This is a genomic window from Seinonella peptonophila, assembly GCF_900129355.1.
Taxonomy (GTDB): domain Bacteria; phylum Bacillota; class Bacilli; order Thermoactinomycetales; family Thermoactinomycetaceae; genus Seinonella; species Seinonella peptonophila.
In genome coordinates this window covers 381357-402504 of the sequence record NZ_FQVL01000002.1, presented here as the reverse complement: position 1 = coordinate 402504, position 21148 = coordinate 381357, and the positions used below count along the sequence as shown (strand labels likewise).

Annotated in this window: 8 protein-coding genes; 5 read left to right on the top strand and 3 right to left on the bottom strand. The window is 41.0% G+C overall.

All coding sequences use genetic code 11. The features are described from left to right. Positions 1 to 125: 125 nt before the first annotated feature. Positions 126 to 7727 (top strand): non-ribosomal peptide synthetase, encoded by a 7602-nt coding sequence (locus BUB71_RS06275; RefSeq protein ID WP_073153963.1) that lies wholly within the window; start codon positions 126 to 128, stop codon positions 7725 to 7727. Between the two features lie 15 nt (positions 7728 to 7742). Here the strand turns inward: BUB71_RS06275 and BUB71_RS06270 are convergent, their stop codons facing one another. Beyond that, a complete protein-coding gene (locus tag BUB71_RS06270) occupies positions 7743 to 8093 on the bottom strand; it encodes a hypothetical protein (RefSeq protein ID WP_073153962.1) in 351 nt (116 codons plus the stop codon). Between the two features lie 146 nt (positions 8094 to 8239). On the opposite strand from BUB71_RS06270, the gene BUB71_RS06265 reads away from it, so the two are divergent. Beyond that, a complete protein-coding gene (locus tag BUB71_RS06265) occupies positions 8240 to 9226 on the top strand; it encodes a hypothetical protein (RefSeq protein WP_073153961.1) in 987 nt (328 codons plus the stop codon). Here BUB71_RS06265 and BUB71_RS06260 read toward each other — a convergent pair. Both BUB71_RS06260 and BUB71_RS06255 read right to left on the bottom strand, forming a co-directional pair. Then, positions 9223 to 9657: an ATP-binding protein gene (locus BUB71_RS06260; protein WP_073153960.1), complete on the bottom strand. Its 435-nt coding sequence runs from the start codon at positions 9655 to 9657 to the stop codon at positions 9223 to 9225. The genes BUB71_RS06265 and BUB71_RS06260 overlap by 4 nt on opposite strands. A gap of 11 nt (positions 9658 to 9668) precedes the next feature. Then, positions 9669 to 10409: a tRNA(His) guanylyltransferase Thg1 family protein gene (locus BUB71_RS06255; RefSeq protein WP_073153959.1), complete on the bottom strand. Its 741-nt coding sequence runs from the start codon at positions 10407 to 10409 to the stop codon at positions 9669 to 9671. A gap of 287 nt (positions 10410 to 10696) precedes the next feature. Between BUB71_RS06255 and BUB71_RS06250 the strand changes: the two genes are divergently transcribed. From BUB71_RS06250 to asnB, 3 genes are all read left to right on the top strand, one after another. Continuing rightward, the gene (locus BUB71_RS06250; protein ID WP_073153958.1) at positions 10697 to 10993 is read left to right on the top strand and encodes a hypothetical protein; all 297 of its coding nucleotides are present in this window, start codon (positions 10697 to 10699) and stop codon (positions 10991 to 10993) included. A gap of 383 nt (positions 10994 to 11376) precedes the next feature. After that, complete coding sequence (locus tag BUB71_RS06245; RefSeq protein ID WP_073153957.1) at positions 11377 to 18903, top strand: non-ribosomal peptide synthetase; 7527 nt, start codon at positions 11377 to 11379, stop codon at positions 18901 to 18903. A gap of 255 nt (positions 18904 to 19158) precedes the next feature. Beyond that, positions 19159 to 20991: an asparagine synthase (glutamine-hydrolyzing) gene (gene asnB, locus BUB71_RS06240; protein WP_073153956.1), complete on the top strand. Its 1833-nt coding sequence runs from the start codon at positions 19159 to 19161 to the stop codon at positions 20989 to 20991. Positions 20992 to 21148: the final 157 nt, after the last annotated feature.

The window sequence follows — 21148 nt, the reverse complement described above, 5'->3', positions numbered from 1 at the left end:
ACTTTTTCTACAAGTTGGAGACTGCTTTTTAGCAGTCTTTCTTTTTTATTAACTGCTTAGACAAGATTTGTCCAATCGTTGCATATACTCAACCAGGAATCAACTCGTAAAGCGGTGATATAAGAATGAAGCAAAATCAAGTAAAATGTGTCTACCGATTAACTCCTTTGCAACAAGGTATGTTGTTCCACTATTTAGAAAACCCGATAAAGTTGTTTCATGTACAACAAGCGCGCTTTTGCTTACAAGGTCAAATCGATCACTCGAACATGGAGCGAGGTCTCAAACGATTGACTGAGCGACATGATGTTTTACGAACCATTTTTGTCTATGAGAATGTAACAGAGCCTCTTCAAGTTGTACTCAGAGAACGGGATGCCTCATTCACCTATCATGATTACACCCATCTACCTATCGATCAACGTGAAGCTGCATTTGATCAGTTTCAATTACAGGAAAAGCAACATCGATTTGAACTAAGTCGCGATCATTTGGCACGATTTGCATTATGTAAAATAAATGAGCAAGATTATCGAATTTTGATCACCTTTCATCATATCATTTTGGATGGTTGGTCATTAGGAACCTTATTGACAGAATGGTTAGCGTTATATGCAGATATTGATACAGAATTACCCGCCCCTCCGGACTTTTCAGCATATGTGAGTTGGCTAGAAGCACAAACGAAAAAAGAACAGTTGGAATTTTGGGAACATTATTTAGCTGACTATGAGCACAATGTACAGTTACCAAGCAACATGCAGCAGATAGCACAACAAGAAGTAGATGAACAAAGATTTATCATTTCTTCAAGACAGACTCAAGCATTACATAGATTGGCTCAAAAGTATCAAGTAACACTCTATACCATTTTTCAAACTCTCTGGGGCTTGCTACTTCAGAAGTATAGTCGAACAGATGATGTCATCTTTGGAACAGTTGTTTCTGGACGTTCCGCGCATATTCCGCAGATCGAACAAATGGTAGGCATGTTGATTCAGACCGTACCAATGAGGCTGGCTACCTCAACAGAGGATCATTTCGTCTCGCTTATTCAAAAGCAGCAAGAAGCGACTCTAGCAGCAGAAGAACACCATATGGTTTCATTAGCTGAATTAGCAGTACCGACCTCGTGGATTGATCACTTGGTTGTGTTTGAAAATGCGCCCTTTCAACTAGACGAGATAGCAAATCAAACAGGTATTGTTGTCCAGAAAGCAGAAGTAGTCGGTCATACCAATTATGATTTGAATCTATTTATAGTCCCTGAACAGGATGAAATCACTCTGCAATTTCTTTATCGTACAGATAGATTCTCTACAGAAATGATTCATCGATTCTATCAGCATTTGGTTCAGATGGTTGATCAAGTGATTGAGCAACCTGAACGTCCGATTCGAACGATTTCCTTGTGCACTTCGGCAGAACATACAGAATGGCTTGTAGGGAATCAGCAGCAAAATGTAGCCTATCCAGCTGGGAAAACACTGCATCAAATGTTTTCCGAACGAGTCAAGGAGCATCCGGAGCAAACGGCAATTCGCTGTAATGGTGAGCAATTCAGTTATCTAGAACTTGATCAAATGTCGAACCATTTAGCATGGCGATTAAAGGAACAGGGAGTCAACCGAGAAACACGAGTTGCGATCATGATGGAAAAATCAATTGAGATGATCGTGACCATTCTGGCTATTTTAAAAGCAGGGGGCGCCTATATCCCTATTGAACCGCATGATCCTATTGAACGGAAGTTTCACTTGCTCAGCGATAGTGAAGCGAACTTGTTGCTCACACAAGCTGGGGTGTTGATCCCTACTGAATATGCTGGTGAGCGAATCATCCTTGATCATACACTGCTCAATCTAAGAGAAGCTAGATCAGTACCAATGATCAACCAATCGAGTGACTTGGCATATCTACTCTACACCTCAGGTTCAACAGGGAAGCCAAAGGGGGTTTTAGTTGAACACCGTCAAGTGACAAGGCTCTGGTTTCATGAAGGAAGTATTTGGGAGGTCGCACCGACAGATCGTTGGGCGATGTTTCATTCGTACTGTTTTGATGTTTCAGTTGGTGAGATTTTTGGCGCTCTGTTACATGGAGCTTGCTTAGTCATTGTTCCCACTGAGACCGCGAGAGACGCAAATCGATTGAGACGATTACTTATAGAAGAACAGGTTACATTGCTCTGTCAGACGCCTTCTTCATTTCGTTCGCTCATAGCAGTAGAGGAACTTCAATCAGAGCATCATCTTTGGGTGAAGAAGTTAATAATAGCGGGTGAAGCTCTTTATCCATCACAGTTAGCGAGTTGGAAAGCACGCTATCCAAAGACGAAAATACTCAATATGTATGGCCCAACAGAAGCAGCAATCTATGCAACAGTCAAAGAGATTGATCAAGAAGCAATCCAGCTAAATAAGAGTAATATCGGAAAACCCCTACCTACAGTTCGCGCTTATGTACTAGATTCAAATTTTCATCCCGTTCCAAAAGGAGTTGTTGGTGAACTTTTCTTAGCAGGTGCTGGCGTCACTCGTGGCTATTTAAATCGCGAAGAGTTAACTGCCGAACGCTATTTGCCTGATTTAATCAATCCAGATGAACGTATGTACCGAACAGGCGATTTGGTTCGTTGGATGGAAACAGGCGAGTTAGAGTATCTTGGACGGATTGATGATCAGATAAAGCTACGAGGGTATCGGATTGAGTTAGGTGAAATTATTGCTCAGTTACAGTCACATCCAGAGATAGCGGAAGCAACTGTCCTTGTGCGAAATGAACAATTATGTGCATATTTTATTGCCCATGACTTGAAAGCTGTTCAAATGTCATCATTGCAAGCGTATTTAAGGGATAAATTACCAGAATATATGGTTCCTACAGCATGGATTCCAGTCGATCACTTTCCACTCACAACGAATGGGAAATTAGACAAACAAGCATTGCCGTTGCCAGATCGGCATAAGGCGGAATATGTGCCTCCTGCTAATCATATAGAGGAGCGGTTAATTAAACTGTGGACAGAGATATTGGCGGTCGAAAAAGTTGGTGTGATCGATCATTTTTTTGCACTAGGTGGACATTCATTAAAAGCAATGCGCCTGTTGACCCGAATTGAGCAGGAATGGCAAGTCCAATTTCCATTAGCAACTATTTTTCGTCATCCAACCATAAGGGAGCAAGCAAAAGAGATACAACAAGCAACACAGCGTGAACTTCCCAGCATCAGGAAGGCGCCTGAGGAAGCTGCGTATCCTGTAACTTCTATGCAGAAAAGGCTTTATGTCTTACAGGGTTTTGAACAAGTAAAGACAGGCTACAACATTCCCCTTGCTTATTGGTTGGAAGGGCAGCTTGATTATCAAGCGTTAAGAGATGCTTTGCAATCACTTGTTAATCGTCAGCAAATTTTACGTACATCCTTTCATTTTGAACAAGGTGAAGTGGTGCAAAAAGTAGCCTCGTCTGTCCCGCTTGAGCTATCGATTGAGCAGACAACAGAAGAACAGTTGGCAGCTTGTATGGAAGCAGCGATTACTCCCTTTGAACTCAGCCAGCCGCCTCTTTTTCGGGTTAAGCTCTGGAAAATTAATGATCAACGCCATATGATCTTGCTTGATCTGCATCATATTATAGCGGATGGTCTCTCCTTACAGATCATTTGGCATGAACTATGGGAATTGTATCAAGGAAAAAAACTTGCTTCACCCACATTACACTATCAAGATTTTGCCGTTTGGCAGCAGCAATTTCGGGATCAAGATGGTTGGGAAGAACAAAAAAAATATTGGCTAAACCAACTTTCAGGAGAGTTACCTTTCCTTGAGTTACCAACTGATTATCCAAGACCTAAGATACAACAATTCCAAGGGGCTGTGATCCGGCGTTCGTTATCTGATGAATTAAGTAAACAGATCCGTAAATTTGCAGCACAGCATCAGATTACACTACATACGCTTTTATGTGCTGTATATGCTTTGTTGCTCATGAAATTAAGTGATCAGAAAGAGGTCGTAATGGGTTCTCCTTTTGCGATGCGACCACAAAAAGAGCTTGAAAATATGGTCGGCATGTTTGCAAATACGCTACCTTTGCGAATTCAAGCTCAGCCTGAACTCAGTTTTACAAAGTGGCTACATCAAGTGAAGGAAACTCTTTTAACAGCCTATGAGCATGGGGAGTATCCATTGGAAGAGATGTTAGAGCTTCTACAACTTGAACGAGATGTAAGCCGAAATCCGCTTTTTGATACATTGTTTATGGTTCAGGAGAAGACATTTACAAAACAGAGAGTAGCAAAATTACATCTAAACCCTTATGAGCAAGAACAGAAAATCGCAAAATTTGACCTGAGTTGGGTGATTGTCGAAAAGGAGCAACTTGAAGTAGGGGTTGAATTTCGAACGGATCTTTTCCGAAAAAAAAGCATCCAGCAGATGATTGATTATTACGAGCTACTGCTGATTCAACTTTTAGAGGAGCCTGAACAGCCGATTCGACAATTTAGTCTGTTAGACCCTGATCAACAAAGGCAATTACTTGACCAATCGCAGCCATTTGTTGCCTATCCTGAGGATCAAACATTACATGCGTTATTTTCAGAGCGGGCGATGAGTCAGCCTGATGCAGTTGCTGTACGCTGTGGAAATCAGCAGCTCACTTATCGCGAGTTGGAAATGCGGTCCAATCAATTGGCTAGGGTTTTGCGAACAAAAGGTGTTGCGCGAGAGTCGATCGTCGCATTACTGGTTGAACGATCATTGGAGATGGTGATTAGCATACTGGCTATTTTAAAGGCAGGGGGTGCTTATTTACCTATTGAACCCAACTATCCTGCTGAACGCATTCGATATATGCTTGAAGATAGTGAAGCAGAGCTATTATTGACAACTAGTTCAACGCAAGTACCAAATGATATAGCAACAGGGATCATCTTGCTTGATTCACTTCCATCAGATGAATTAGATGATACAGATATAGTATCGGTGAATCAATCTAGTGACCTTGCCTATCTGCTCTATACTTCTGGCTCTACAGGGAGACCAAAAGGTGTGATGGTGGAACATCGTCAAGTGACAAGACTTTGGTTTCATGAAGGAAGTAAGTGGGGTATCGATTCCAGTGACCGATGGGCGATGTTTCACTCTTATTGCTTTGACGTCTCAGTAGGTGAGATGTTTGGAGCATTACTACATGGTGCGACATTGGTCATTGTGCCTACTTGGACGGCAAAAGACCCCCAGCAGCTTCATCTCCTGTTGGAGCAAGAGCGCATTTCTATTCTTTGCCAAACGCCCTCGGCTTTTGCGCCTTTGTCCGCCTATGAGACGGAACAGCAAAAACACCGACTATTATTGCGCTTGCTACTTTTAGCTGGTGAAGCATTGATTCCTTCACAGTTACAAGCATGGCAGCAAATCTATCCGCAAACTCGACTTTTCAATCTATATGGACCGACTGAAACAGCCATCTATGCGACATGGAAAGAGATTGATCATAAAACGCTATCAAGTACAGCAAGTAATATTGGTCGACCTCTGCCAACTATGAGTGCTTATGTGCTTGATTCGGATCAACAGCTTGTCCCTCCAGGTGTGATTGGTGAACTTTATATTGGTGGCGCAGGCGTAACGAGAGGATATTTGAACCGCACTGAATTAACAGAAGAACGTTTTCTTCCTGATCCATTTGCAAAAGGTAATAAGATGTATCGTACAGGTGATCGCGTTCGTTTGTTGGCAAATGGAGATATCGAATACTTAGGACGATTTGATGATCAGGTGAAGATCAGAGGTTATAGAATTGAACTAGGGGAGATTACCACCCAGTTATTACAACATCAGCAAGTAGATGATGCGGTTGTCATCGTTCAGGAAACGGGAGACAATCTTGATCTCTGCGCCTATGTTGTGATTTCAGGTATTGAGCTTGACCAGCTTCGCGCTGACTTGGCAAAAAAATTACCTGAATACATGTTGCCTCGATATATCATGCCAATTGATCAAATGCCTTTAACAACTAATGGGAAGTTAGATCGTCGTGCATTACCTAAGCCAGTACTTATCCAAAAGTCAGGTGAGAAGATTTTACCGCGGACAGAATCAGAATCGATTTTGGCAGAGATTTGGCAAGATGTGTTAGGAATTTCGGAAATTGGAATCGATGAGCATTTTTTTACAATCGGTGGGGATTCGATACGAGCCATGCAGATTGCAGCGCGACTTCGTGAATCTGATTGGGAAATTACCATGCAAGATTTGTTTCAACATCCAACCATCAAAGAATTAGCACCAATCATGCGGAAACGATCTACTGAACACGAGCAGGGAATGGTGTCAGGAAAATTACCTTTAACCCCTATTCAACATTGGTTTTTTGAACAATCTTTCTTAGTCCCTAACCAGTGGAATCAGTCCGTATTGCTTGAACGACGACAGGGAAGATGGCAACTTCCACTGCTTCAAGAGGTATTGTCAGAGATCGTGAAGCACCATGATGCTTTACGAATTACCTTTCAACAAAACTTTAGTCAAACGCAAGCCATGCATCAAGAAGAGTGGGAAAAAGCGTTTCAATTTACACATTACGACTTTCGTCAAATAGAGGACTACAAGGATCGAATCATACAGATGGCAACTCAATTGCAGACGAAGCTCTCGCTTTCACAAGGCCCGTTGATGCAAGCATCATTATTTCAAACAGCAAAACGGGATTACCTCTTTCTATCTATTCATCATTTAGTGGTAGATGGTGTCTCATGGCGGATTTTACTTGAGGACTTAGCAAATGGATATGACCAATTGCTTCGAGGAGAGTCGTTACACTTCCCAGCCAAAACTACCTCCTATCAGACTTGGGCAACAAAACTTGAACAATCTACCATGAGAGGCGATTGGCAAAACCAGCTATCTTATTGGGAGCCTATTGCACAGGCAAAAGTTCCTGGATTACCGATCGATCAGGGAGTCGTTACAGAGCCAGCAGTTAGACGTAGTGTTGTGCAGATGCAGCTAGATCGCCAGAAAACAGAAGCACTCGTTCGTGACGCACACCATGCCTATCATACGCGGAGCATGGACTTACTACTTGCTTCGCTACTACTAACCATCCATGAATGGACCAATCAAAAGCAGATTCGTGTCCATCTAGAAAGCCATGGCCGCGAAGAACTCTTACCTGGACTTGATGTAACAAGGACAGTTGGCTGGTTTACAAGTCTCTATCCAATCTTGCTAGAATTACAGAAAGCCGAACCCGCAGAAGTGATTAAAGCAGTAAAAGAAGATTTACGTCGTGTTCCTCTGAATGGGATTGGCTATGGGCTACTTCGTTATTTGTCTAATCAAGCTCAACTGGTTGTACCTGCTGAAATTTGCTTTAACTTTCTTGGACAATTTGATGAACAGCTTCCCAATCAATTTGCACAGTTATCCACTTTACCGATTGGTGGAGATATTAGCCCGCAAAATCAACCCGCATATGCTTTGGAATGGAATTGTGTCATAGCGGCTGGACAATTTCAACTTAGCCTTACCTATGATTGTTATCTATTCCATCGCTTGACCGCTGAAAAGCTAGCGACTCGTTTCTGCTATCATCTTCAACAATTGCTTAATCATTGTGTACAGCAAGAGCAATCAGAGCGAACCCCGAGTGATTTTGCAGCAAAGCGCCTTAGTTTTGATGATTTGGAAACAGTTTTAAATGAGTTGGATAAAAGGTAGTGAAGGGTGGAGTCCTCATAGATATATGAGGGCTTCAGCTTGTAGACAAAGCTGAGTGATCAGCCGCTCGTGATCGTGGTTCTCGGCGATGCTCCGGCTCGGTCTTGCAAGGATGCAGAACTGTCCGCGTTCTGTCAACTTTCGCGGCTGGGCAAAACTCGCCTCCTCCGGCATCCGCCTGCGGAGACTCGAACAGTTTGCCCGAAAGGAAAATGCCGCTTCAGCTGCCATTCCGCTAAGTTGCGCCCGAAATGGAGCTTTTCCGATCACCTCTTCACTCGCTCCGCAGCGAAATATTGACTCCACGATTTCTCCTTCTTCTACCCAATTGTACGAACCTTTTCCTTTCATCAATTGGGTTTTCATCAGTCTGAGTCCTCACAATTATGTGAGGGCTTTTTTGTGTATTAGCAAAGCATTTTATCATGATTTTATGAAATAGTAGGACTTTTAAAAGCAATGATATAAAATGTTTTATAAAGTTTATTATCTTCTTAGAAAGGTGCATCTAGATGAATAAAATTCGTCATGTTATGATTTTGGTTTTGTCTATTATTTTTCCACTTAGTCTAGTTCCCATTCCTACACAAGCAGCGTCTGATGATCAAAATTTAGAAATAGCTTATCATTGGGCACCGATCCATTATCAAGATACAGATAATAGTCATGCTGATGCTGACTATTTAACAGGAGTCGATTATGATGGGGATTGGAATGCGCAAAATAACTGGGAGCATCAAGATGATCATCCTAATCAATTAAAAGGCGAGGTATATTATTCTGTTGTTGAAACAAAGACTCATTGGTTTATCGTATATAGTTTTTATCATCCAAGGGATTGGGAAGATGGCTTTCATTTTTTTGGTCGTACGACTCAACAAGAACATGAAAATGATATGGAAGGGGTGATGGAGATTGTCCGAAAGGATGATTCCAAATATGGAAAATTTGAAGGGATGGTTACCATCGCTCACTCGGACTTCTATTCATTTACACCAGCTGGAAGTCCGTTGAAAAAAGGAAAAGAAGATATCGATGGGAAAGCATATATGCAATATTTTGACCAGTCCGAACACCCAACCACATTTCAGGAAGCAAAAGGACATGGCTTAAAGGCATGGAATCATAAGGATTTCCCTGGTGGAGATGGGGTTATCTATTATCCTGATAAAGCAAGTGGGCAAGTGCCGAAAAACGGAAACGATCGCTTTGTGAAATATAAACTAGTCAATACATTTGCACCTAATGGCTTATGGGATCATCGCTTTGACCCTCAGACATTCGCTAGCTGGGGCAAGTTTCATGGAGATAATGGTAAACATAACGCAGCAAGTCCAGCTTGGCTCTGGGATGATCATGATGACAAACCAGGAGCGGGTGCCCTTGCCTTAGATCCAGCAGGACTTACGAAAGATTATTTTGATGGACATGGTGAGTTTAGTACTGAGTATCTATCAAATCCATATATACAAAGTGGCTTGCCCAATGTTAACCGTTAGTAATCGCAAATAATATAATCATTTCCTTGGATAGTCACTTGAAATAATTGATCAAACCCCTCATCAGAATGAGGGGGCTCTAATTTATTAAGTGTTCCTTTTATAGCGATCAGAGGGACTCTTTTCTTTTCCTCTCTTTGCTGATTACGGGTTGCCGACTCAGTTAACTGGGGAACAAAATAATAACCGACAGTTCGAAAATGATATTGCTTTGCGAGCTGAATATATTTTTTACGATCTTCTAAAGTAGGATTAGTATTATCAATCACAAGCGGTTGCTTTGCTTCTAAACATGCTTTTATGAGTAACAGCTCACGATGTCTTGTCTTCAGCATATCTAGATTGATTCGAATATGCGTATCAATAAACATCTTTTTATAAAAGGTAGATTTGCCTGATGCCTGTATTCCCGTAAAGATGATCATCTCCATCGCGTTTACCCCTATTCAGCCGTGTTTATATAAATGTGCTGATTGATATATGGTCGCTCTTGCAAGAAATCGGGTGTCTCTAAATCAACATCCCATATAGATCGAGTAGCATTGTTTTTGATATGTTGCTTTTTCACTAAACATACACCTCTTTGTTGCCAAATTGGTAAATCGGCCCAGTTTATATTTCTTTCGACTCTTAACTTCTCAAGCAATTGTTTTGTATTCAAACCATGTAGCTGTTTTGCTGAAAATTGACTCTGTGCAACCATCGAAATACTATTTTTTATCGCATCTTGCTGTCTCCATATAAAATAATTGTCCACTTCTTGTTGAGGCAAAATCCAAGCTCGACTATCAAAAGTAGCCAAAATTGGGTTGATATTCTGCCGTTGTATCATCTCGTTAAACTTAGCGGTTGCCAACGAGGCAGATACAGAAACGATTTTTTGTAGATTATTTCCAAACCATGACTCCGTATTCATTTTGTCATAATTTGTAAGTAATAAAGATAGTTCGTCACTTTGATGATAAACTAACTTACAGCCCATAATCTGTTGCCCCAGAAACTTACCTGTTTCCCAAAAGGCTTCAATGAGCTGCTCATCAAAGGGCTTTGTGAAGCTCTTTGTATACGAGTGAAAGTGGCAACCATCAATCCGAATCACAACAGGCATTCGCTTTGGAAGATAGAACCGAAAAGCATGCTCATACTCCTTCATACGCTTTCCAAAATCATCAAACTTTTTCATCCATACCCTCCTCATTGCATGTTTGAAATAAGTGTATGGTAAACTTTCATTTATGGAAAGAGTAGCTTTGATGAGGAGTTTAATCATTGCATAAAGATCAAGGAAAGCGGATCAGTTTGAGCAATAAAACAAGAGTTCGAGTTACAATTATGACAATTTCGGGAATATATAGGTAGATTGATATTCATATAGGGGGCTGAGGACTGACATTTCGGAGATGGTGGCAGCGTCAAAAGTTAAAGTTGGTAGAGTGGCTTTGTGACAATGGAAAAAAGAAAGGGGATTGCATGTCAACGTATAAACCGATCGATGTGGAGTCTACTGAAAAAGGTCATAAAGTGACGTTGCAAATATGTTTTGATTCAAGTTCCAGTAAACCATATAAATCAGATTTAAAATTATGCGATAATGAGCTCGCTCTAGAGACTGATTCGGTTGAACAGTCGGAACGGTTTGCTGGTCAATTAAGACAGATCCTAGAGGTTATCGAGAAAGATGTAGCTCAATTAAAATTAGAGAATAGTTTGAGAGAGAAGTATATTCTAACACCTCGTAAGCAAATCGATCATTCAGAGAGTGAATAGATGCTCATAGACCAAAGGGAAATCATATTTTACAGAAAAGTATGCGTTTTACTTTCTATATAAAGAAGAGGGGGTGCTGCCACATCCCTATCACAGCCTCTATTAGAGGACCTCGCCACTACATAGGATCAGTCGGCGATAACTTCCATGTAGTGGTGCATAAAAACGGTTGCTAAGATCGCAGCCGTTTTTATTGTGAAAAGTGCGATGAGGCTTAAATCTAAAAACTAGAAGTTCTTGAGAATAGCTCATGTGGCATTTGGTGAAAAGATCTTCATTGAGTCGTTTGAACAAGGATTTCTGCCATCAGGAGTGTAACCTTAACAAATTGGACTATCTCCACTGCTCTACGCATATAATCGATCAACGAAGAGGTGATGTTGATGGGTTTAAAGCAAGAGCAACTACAGGATATTTACGGTTTATCCCCATTACAAAAGGGGATTTTATTTCATGCAATAAAAGAAGATCAATCTTCAGTGTATGTAGAGCAGTTTACTTACCATCTCAAAGGTACAATTGATGGGTTTGTACTAGAAGAGAGTCTGAACGATTTATTTATCAAATATGATGTGCTGCGAACACTGTTTTTATATGAGAATTTATCTGAGCCATTGCAAGTGGTATTAACAGAGCGAAAATGTAAACTTCATTATCAGAATCTTTCCCGATTTGAATCGAGTGAGCAGCAAAGTCGGCTTGAGCAATTTTGTATCCAAGATCGTAGGAGAGGCTTTGATTTATCTCGTGATGTGTTGATTCGATTTGCCCTTTTTTATCTGGGAGAGGATCAATATCGATTGGTCTGTAGCTTTCATCATATTTTGTTAGATGGTTGGTGTATGGGACTTTTATTACGCGATTTGATGCAGTTTTATCAGCAGCGGATCGAGCAACAGCCAGTCTGTGTCACGCCTGCACCATCTTATAGCAAATATATAAATTGGCTGGATGAACAAGATCTATCGAAGGCGCAGTCGTATTGGCAGAAGCGATTAAGTGATTGTACGCGTCCGACGGGAATGCCTGCACCAGGGTATCAAGGAGAAAAGATGGAGCGTGCTGTATATTCTTTTTCGATCGATGAAACGATTACAGCTCAGTTAAAACGTTTAGCAAAAGAACATAAAGTAACCTTGAATCATCTCTGCCAAGCCATCTGGGCGCTGTTGCTTCATCGATATCATGATACAAATGAGATTGTTTTTGGCACGATTGTCTCTGGACGACCAGCGGCGATTCGTCAAGTCGAAGAGATGGTAGGGCTATTTATTCAGCCAATTCCATTTCATATTACAATCAATCCAGCGGATGATTTTTCAGCATTTTTAAAAAATGTTAGGCGAACGGCTTTAGAAGCAGAGCCTTATCAGTATTTGTCATTAGCAGATATGGGTGCATCTGCATTAGTCGATCATCTCTTTGCCTTTGAAAATTATCCGGTAGATGAATCGACCATTCGCAAGTTAGAACAGCAACTTGGCATTTCGATAACAGATGTAGAGGTTTATGAACAGACGCACTATCCCTTTACTGTTCAACTGATGCCAGGGAAAGAGTTGTTTTTTAAGTTTACATATGATGCATCACGGTATTCAGGAAATTTTATTGCCCGACTTGAGGGACATATACGGCACTTGTTTGGGCAAGTATTGACATATCCTAAGCGAGCGATTCGAGATTTTGCATTGATTACAGAGGTTGAACAAGAAAGATTATTGCAAATGGGTAGGGGAGAGCAACTAGCCATCAAGGATGAAACATTGGTGCAAAGCTGGGAACGGCAGGTTATGCAGACCCCCACAGCGACTGCATTAGTCGAACAGGATCGAAAATGGAGCTATCGGGAATTAAATCAACAGGCTAATCAGCTTGCTCATTTCTTGCGACAAAAGGGTGTAAAGAAAGGCACAGTCGTCGCATTATTGATGAAACGATCCCTTGAAACGGTGATGGGAATCATCGGTGTTTTAAAGGCTGGTGGAACTTATCTTCCGCTAGAAGTCGATTATCCAGAGGATCGTATTGCTTATATGCTAGAAAATAGTAAAACTGCTTTCCTATTACATGATCAGGTGGCAAAGATTCAGGTAGATTTTGCTGGAGAACAGATTCAGATCGATGACCCACAAATTCGCAAGCAAATGAAAGAAAATCCTGATTTTAGCTGCTTAGCGAACGATCTAGCTTATATCATCTATACCTCAGGGTCTACAGGTCGCCCAAAAGGGGTGATGGTGGAGCATCAAGCAGTTTTAAATCTAGTTGAATGGCATCGAAAGATGTATCAAGTGACGGCAGATGATCAAACAACACAATTGGCAAGCATTGGTTTTGACGCAGCTGTATGGGAACTTTTCCCTTATTTATTATCAGGAAGTACTGTCCATATCATTTCAAACGAATTACGGATGGATTTAGATGCATTAAATCATTACTTCGAGCGAGTTGGGATTACGATTAGCTTTATGCCAACTCCATTAGCTGAACGTTATATGGAGTTGGAGAACCATTCTCTGAGAGCTTTACTTGTAGGAGGCGACCAACTGAAGCAGCTAAAGAAGACGCGCTATTCGGTTTATAACAACTATGGACCAACGGAGAATACCGTTGTTTCTAGCAGTTGTCTGGTTCATGCAAGTAAGCGTCCCTTGTCCATTGGGTGTCCAGTTGCAAACCAACGTCACTATGTATTAGATCAGGCAGGACGATTACAGCCTATTGGGATTGCGGGAGAACTTTATGTAGGTGGTAAAAGCCTTGCGAGAGGCTATATTCATGACCCAGAGCAGACAGCGAGTTCATTTGTAATAAATCCATTTATCCCTAGTGAACGACTCTATCGGACTGGTGATCAGGTACGATGGTTAGAGAATGGTGAATTGTCATTTATGGGACGGCTGGATGATCAAGTGAGTATTCGCGGATATCGGGTCGAGTTAGGCGAGATCGAGGCACAGCTTTTAGCACACCCAGCAGTTGAAGCAGCAGTAGTGCTGGAGATGAATGAACGATTGATCGCTTTTGTCATTGCTGATCCATCACAAACAGATGCGCTACGAACCTATTTAGCTAATCGATTGCCAGATTATATGGTGCCAGATCGTATCACACAGCTCGATCAGTTTCCATTGACAGCACATGGTAAAGTAGATAAACAGTCTTTACTTGGTCTAACAGAAAATATAGCAAGCGAACGAAGCTATGTCCCGCCACAAGACGAATTGGAGGAGACACTTGTTCAGATTTGGACTGATGTTTTAGCGACTCCTCATTTAGGAATGGATGATTCATTTTTCCAAATGGGTGGACATTCGCTAAAGGCGATCATATGTCTAGCACAAATTCATAAGCATTTGCATGTCAAAGTTCCCTTAGCGGAGTTTTTTGCAAGACCGACCGTCAGGGAGTTAGCGCAGTATATTCGTTTATTGAAAAAAGAAATGTATCGTAAGATCGAACCAACTACAAATGTATCCTATTATCCAGTTACCTCTGCACAGAAACGTCTCTATGTGATTCAATCGTTTTCCGATGCTGGAACGAGTTATAATATGCCAATCGTGCTTCGCTGGGATGGTCAAGTTGACCCTATCCAGATTGAATCGGCATGGAGAACACTGCTTAATCGACATGAAATTTTGAGAACGTCATTTCAAATGGTTGATGGGGAACTCAAACAGATTGTCCATGATCAGGTATTGCTTAATTTTCAACAAATACAAGCCGATCAGGAAGAATTAGATAAACAGATTGCTTCCTTGATCCAACCAATAGATTTACAACAAGCGCCTCTTTGGCGAGTGAGGCTGATTCATCTACCTCAATCAGCTATTTTATTTGTCGATCTCCATCATATTCTGCTTGATGGTATGTCAGTCAATTTGCTCCTACAAGAATTTGCCACACTCCTTCGTGATGAAGCGTTATCATCAGTTTCATTGCATTATAAGGATTTTGCTGTCTGGCAACAACAAGCTGAAGAATCGGAGCATTGGCAGCATGATAGGCAATATTGGTTGCAACAATTTACCGAGCAACCACCAGTGCTAGAACTATCGACTGACTTTCCTCGTCCACCGATTCAATCATTTGTTGGTGATTATTATACTTTTAAACTAGAAAAAGAGTGGGCAGAGCAACTAAAACAGCTTGCTTTGCAAGAACAGACAACACCTTATGCGATCTTGCTTTCAATCTACTTCTTGCTACTTCATAAATATACTGCACAAGATGATTTTGTTGTTGGTCTGCCGCATGCTGGACGAACACATGCTGATATTGAACGGATGATGGGGCTTTTTGTAAATACGCTAGCGATTCGCTGTCAGTTTGATGCAAACTTATCATTTCGTCAGTTACTAGATCAAGTAAAAAGGAACTTGGTTGCGGCTCATCAACACGCTGATTTCCCTCTGGAAGAATTGATTGAACAGTTACAAATCCGGCGAGATATGAGCCGTCAACCACTGTTCGATACCATTTTTTCGATGCAAAATATTGATTTAAAAATGCCCGAATTACCCCATGCCAATTTAACTCCCTATGAATATGGGCGTAAGACAGCTCGTTTTGATTTGAGTTGGGTTGTACACGATGATGAACAATTGGAAATATCGATTGAGTATTGTTCTAAGCTTTTTAAAAGAGAAACCATTAAACGAATGGGGGCGCATTATCTTCACCTATTACAGCAAGTGATCACACAACCAAACCGGTCAATAGCCGAGCTTGTTATCGTAACTCCCTCCGAAAAAAATGAATTGTTGGATACTTTTCATCGTGTAGTTGTTGACTATGCTGATGTAAAAACGTTATCGGAGTACTGGGAAGAACAGGTACTACAAACGCCAGAAGCAATAGCCATTGTTGATCAAGAGCGCTGGATGACCTATCAAGAGTTAAACGGACGTGTCAATCAACTTGCTCACCGTTTGCGAAAAGAGGGGGTAAAACCAGGTGCAATTGTCGGACTGTTAACCGAGCGATCACTCGAAATGGTATTGGGAATTTTGGCAATTATCAAGGCGGGCGGCGCTTATCTACCCATTGAACCAACATATCCGCTTGAGCGAATCAATTATATGCTTGCCCACAGTCGGATTTCATTATTGCTAACGCAATCAACACTCCATTTAGCTATCTCTTACCAAGGTCAGCAATTGTTCCTCGATGATCAATCGCTAGATCAAGAAGCAGATCACAACCCAATCTTCGTGAATCATCCACATGATCTTGCCTATGTGATCTATACTTCAGGCTCAACTGGTCAACCAAAAGGTGTGATGGTGGAACATCGAGCAGTGCTTAATCTAGTGCAGTGGCATCGTCGATATTATCAAGTGACAACAACAGATCGCGCAACTCAGTTAGCAAGTGGTGGTTTTGATGCAGCAGTATGGGAGCTGTTCCCATATCTACTCTCAGGAGCAACAGTTCATATCATTCCAGATGCGATTCGAACTGATCTAGTGGCATTAAATCGCTATTTTGAACAACGCGGAATTACGATTAGCTTTTTACCAACCCCACTCGCGGAGCGCTTTATGGAATTAGAAAATCATTCATTGCGTGCATTGTTAACAGGTGGTGACCAATTACGACAAGTAAAGCCACAGCGATATACGATTTACAATAATTATGGTCCAACCGAGAATACAGTAGTTACAACATGCTTTCCGATAGACCCGGCACAGGGAAAATTATTAATCGGCTCACCTATCGATAATCAAAGATTATATGTGCTGGATGAAGCGCAGCGATTACAGCCAATTGGTATTCCTGGAGAGTTATATATTGGCGGAGTAAGTTTGGCTCGTGGATATTTGCATGATGAAGAACAAACCAACAAGCATTTTATCGATGACCCATTTATGCCAGGACAGCGTATCTACCGTACAGGTGATCGTGTACGCTGGTTGGCAAATGGTCAGTTGGAATATTTGGGGCGTGTTGATGATCAGGTAAGTATACGTGGTTATCGGGTGGAGCTAGCAGAGATTGAAGCACAGCTTCTCGCTCATGAGGAAGTAGAAGAAGCAATTGTGACTGTGCAGCAAGCAAAAGAGATAACATCGACCTGTGCTTATGTGGTTGGTTCGACACTCGAGACATCAGATTTAGCAGAGCTTCGTGCGTATCTGAGCACACGGTTACCCGATTATATGATCCCAACGCATATGGTTCGATTAGATTCACTACCGCTTACCCCGAATGGAAAGATTGATAAACGGGCATTACCGAGACCTGAGGAAGTACAATCTGTTCGCACCCAATATCGGATCCCAACGAATGAAAACGAACGATTATTGCTTCCAATTTGGCAAGAAGTATTAGGCAGATCCGAGCTTGGTATTGATGATAACTTTTTCGAACATGGTGGAGATTCTATTAAAGCGATTCAAATTATAGCTCGACTGCAACAGTTTGATCGTACATTGGAAATGAAGTCTCTCTTTACATCACCGACAATCGCTGAGTTGGCACCGCTGGTTCAGCCATTGAAAGCAGTCGCCGAGCAAGGCTTAGTTACAGGTGATGTTGCTTTGACTCCTATTCAGCGTTGGTTTTTTAGCCAGCCGTTCGCGCAGCGTGATCATTATAATCAAACGATGTTCCTCTATCGGTCGCAAAGATGGCAGCAGGATGCTTTAAGAAAAGCGTTAGAAAAATTAGTCGAACATCATGATGCACTTCGAATGACTTACCAGATCGAAAATGATGGTGTAACACAATATAACCGCGGGCTTGTAGGGAAACTTTTTCATCTAGAAACCATTGATCTTCGACAAGAAGCGAATGTGAGGCAGCGAGTAAAGAAGGAAGCAGAACGTATGCAAGGTCAGCTATCTCTTGAGCAAGGCCCGCTCATGCAGTGTGGTCATTTTCAATTGGCTGAAGGCGACCATCTCTTGTTTATCATTCATCATTTGGTTGTCGATGGGGTCTCTTGGCGCATCTTGATTGATGATTTCTCACTTGCATACCATCAAGCTGTGCAGGGAGAAATGATACAATTACCACCAAAAACAGATGCATATCAACGATGGAGTCAATCTTTATTCACATATGCAAACGATCCAAAACATCAAAGCGAATGGAAATATTGGAAAGAGATAGAAGAAAAGATGGAATCCATCCAGCAATTAAGCGCGTATAGTCGTCCCTCACAATCTTCAGCGATGGAAATGATCAGTTTTTCGCTTTCTGTTGATGAGACGCAGCGATTATTAACACAAAGCCATCATGCATATGGAACAAAGATCGATGATTTACTTCTAACAGCATTAGTTCGCTCCTTTCATCATTGGAAAGGAAATGAACATCTCTGTCTATTACTAGAAGGGCATGGACGTGAGTCAGCATTAGAGGGAGTCGATATTTCACGAACTGTTGGTTGGTTTACTTCGATCTTTCCTCTCATATTAAAAGGCGATCAATCAGAGGATGGGGCATTGATTAAACAGATTAAAGAACAGTTGCGACAGATTCCTCAAAAAGGCTTTGGATATGGCGTTTATAAGTATTTGTCTGCTCAAGGCGATGGAAAGATCGCACAGCCAGAAGTTAGTTTTAATTATTTGGGGCAATTTTCCTCTTCACATGTGTCGCTTTCTTCATTACCAGCAGGAACCTCAATCAGTCCAAAGGCGACTGCTTTGTCTCCACTTGAAATTACTTCACTTGTAGAAGAAAATAAATTTCATCTGGTTTTGCGTTATGATCGACATCGATATCAAGTGGATGAGATAACAAGGTTTATGTCTAACTACCGACAGCAATTATTAAGGATGGTTGAACACTGTATCAGTCAGGATAATCGAGAATTTACACCCAGTGATTTTACAGCACATGATGACTTAACGATGGATGAGTTAGAAGATGTTTTTGGAGAGTTAGAACAGGGATAACAAAATAAGTGCGATAAAACGAATGACTACAGGTCGTTCGTTTTTTTATTTAAATTTAATATCCACTATTATATATATTAAGTAAAATATTTTTTATAAAAATATTTACATTTGACTTTCTATAAATTAATTGGTTTAATCATCTTAATAAATATCGATTAAATATTTATCTAATATTTATCTAATATTTATCTAATATTTATCTACAATATTCTCTTTTCTTATAACTAGCACTTCGTTCAGGAGATGACAGCTATGTGTGGAATAACAGGATGGGTTGATTGGTCTAAGGATTTAACAAACGAAACAGCACAAATATATAAAATGACAAATGCATTGACACATCGTGGACCCGATGATAAAGGATACTGGATCTCAAAAACAGTTGGTTTGGGACATCGTCGACTGACGATACTTGATCCTGAAGGTGGACAACAACCGTTTGTCATTAATGAAGGAAATCGTAAATATGTAATGGTCTATAATGGCGAATTGTACAATTTTCTTGAATTGAGAGACGAACTGCTCCAAAAGGGTCATCGCTTTCGTACACGTGGAGATACAGAAGTTGTCCTCCGAGCATACTTAGAGTGGGGAATTGATGCTCCAAAGTATTTTAATGGAATTTTTGCTTTTGCCATATGGGATGAAGCCAAACAGGAATTGGTACTGGTTAGAGATCAAATCGGTGTAAAGCCGCTCTTTTATGCACAAAAAGGAGGCGCTTTAATATTTGGCTCAGAAATGAAAGCCTTGTTAGCGCATGTTGATATAAATCCTGAAATCACGTATGAAGGGTTAGCTGAAATATTAACGCTTGGCTTTCGGACACCAGGAAATGGTATCTATAAAGATATCCAAGAAGTGATGCCTGGGCAAGTCATTCAATATAACCAACAAGGTAAAAAGGAAACTACTTATTGGAAGATTGAGAGTTATGCTCATCCTGATGACCTTGATACGACAGTCTCAACCATAAGAGAGTATCTTTATGATATTGTGAACCGGCAACTTATCGCAGATACAGAAGTAGTAACACTTGTATCAGGTGGTCTTGATTCAAGTGGTCTAACAGCCATAGCTGCTGATTTATACCGTCAACAAAATAAGGGATCTTTGCACACATATTCAATAGATTTTTATGATAGTGAACAAGATTTTGCTACAGATTATATGAGACCTAGCTTAGATACGCCCTGGATTGAAAAAGTAGTGCAACATTGTCAAACTATCCATCACAAAATTGACTTAACAACATCCGATCTACTCGAATATGCTGCAACACCTTATCGTGCCCATGACTTACCTGGTTTTGGAGAATATGAAGTGTCACTCTATCTATTATTTAAGGCTATCAAACAGCGAGCCAAAGTGGCCATTTCTGGTGAAGCGGCTGATGAGATCTTTGGTGGTTACCCCTGGTATCACGAAGATAAGCGACTTCATATGCCTACTTTCCCATGGATTCATCTATGGATCGGTGACCGTCAATATAATCGTTTCTCTTATTTTTCAGAAGAGTGCCACCGCTTGCTTCGGCCTATCGAATATTTGCATGATCAGTATCAAGCTGCTTTAAATGATGTTCCGACGCTACCTGGAGAAGATCCTCTTTCAGCCGATATCCGCAAATTTAGTTATTTAAACATGACACATTTGCTATCCATGTTATTACATCGAAAAGATCAGATGAGTATGTCTGTGGGGCTAGAGGTTCGTGTACCATTTTGCGATCCAAGGCTTGTTCAATATGTTTGGAATATTCCCTGGAAAATGAAAAATACCGATGGAATGGAAAAAGGCATTCTTCGCCGAGCTCTTGCTGATGTACTTCCTGATGATGTACGCAGTCGGAAGAAAAGTGCATATCCACAAATGAAAAAGAAAGAGTATTATGCTGCGTTACAAGCTCAAATGCAGCAAATTTTAGATGATCCACAGTCTCCCTTACTTCCTTTTCTCAATCCAGAAGAAATTCAGCGTGAAATCATTGGACAAGCTGTTCCTTCATCCATGTCTGCACCGATTGAACGATTATTACAAATTGATCGTTGGATGAAGGAATATCAAGTGGAAATTCGACCTTAATCATTATGTATCATGACTTGAGCATACTTGGTGCCTATTGCTATCACTGACCACGTATTTTACGTGGTTTTTTGCTGTGTCTACTTGCTTGATTTGTTGCATATATTGAAAACAATATAGACGCGGTTTGTCCGTTAGTATGAATAGGAGTGATCAA

Coding starts and splice junctions, on each gene's coding strand:
- BUB71_RS06275 (WP_073153963.1), top strand. CDS start 126: ATGAAGCAAAATCAAGTAAAATGTGTCTACCGATTAACTCCTTTGCAA.
- BUB71_RS06265 (WP_073153961.1), top strand. CDS start 8,240: ATGAATAAAATTCGTCATGTTATGATTTTGGTTTTGTCTATTATTTTT.
- BUB71_RS06245 (WP_073153957.1), top strand. CDS start 11,377: ATGGGTTTAAAGCAAGAGCAACTACAGGATATTTACGGTTTATCCCCA.
- BUB71_RS06260 (WP_073153960.1), bottom strand. CDS start 9,657: ATGGAGATGATCATCTTTACGGGAATACAGGCATCAGGCAAATCTACC.
- BUB71_RS06270 (WP_073153962.1), bottom strand. CDS start 8,093: ATGAAAACCCAATTGATGAAAGGAAAAGGTTCGTACAATTGGGTAGAA.
- BUB71_RS06255 (WP_073153959.1), bottom strand. CDS start 10,409: ATGAAAAAGTTTGATGATTTTGGAAAGCGTATGAAGGAGTATGAGCAT.
- asnB (WP_073153956.1), top strand. CDS start 19,159: ATGTGTGGAATAACAGGATGGGTTGATTGGTCTAAGGATTTAACAAAC.
- BUB71_RS06250 (WP_073153958.1), top strand. CDS start 10,697: ATGTCAACGTATAAACCGATCGATGTGGAGTCTACTGAAAAAGGTCAT.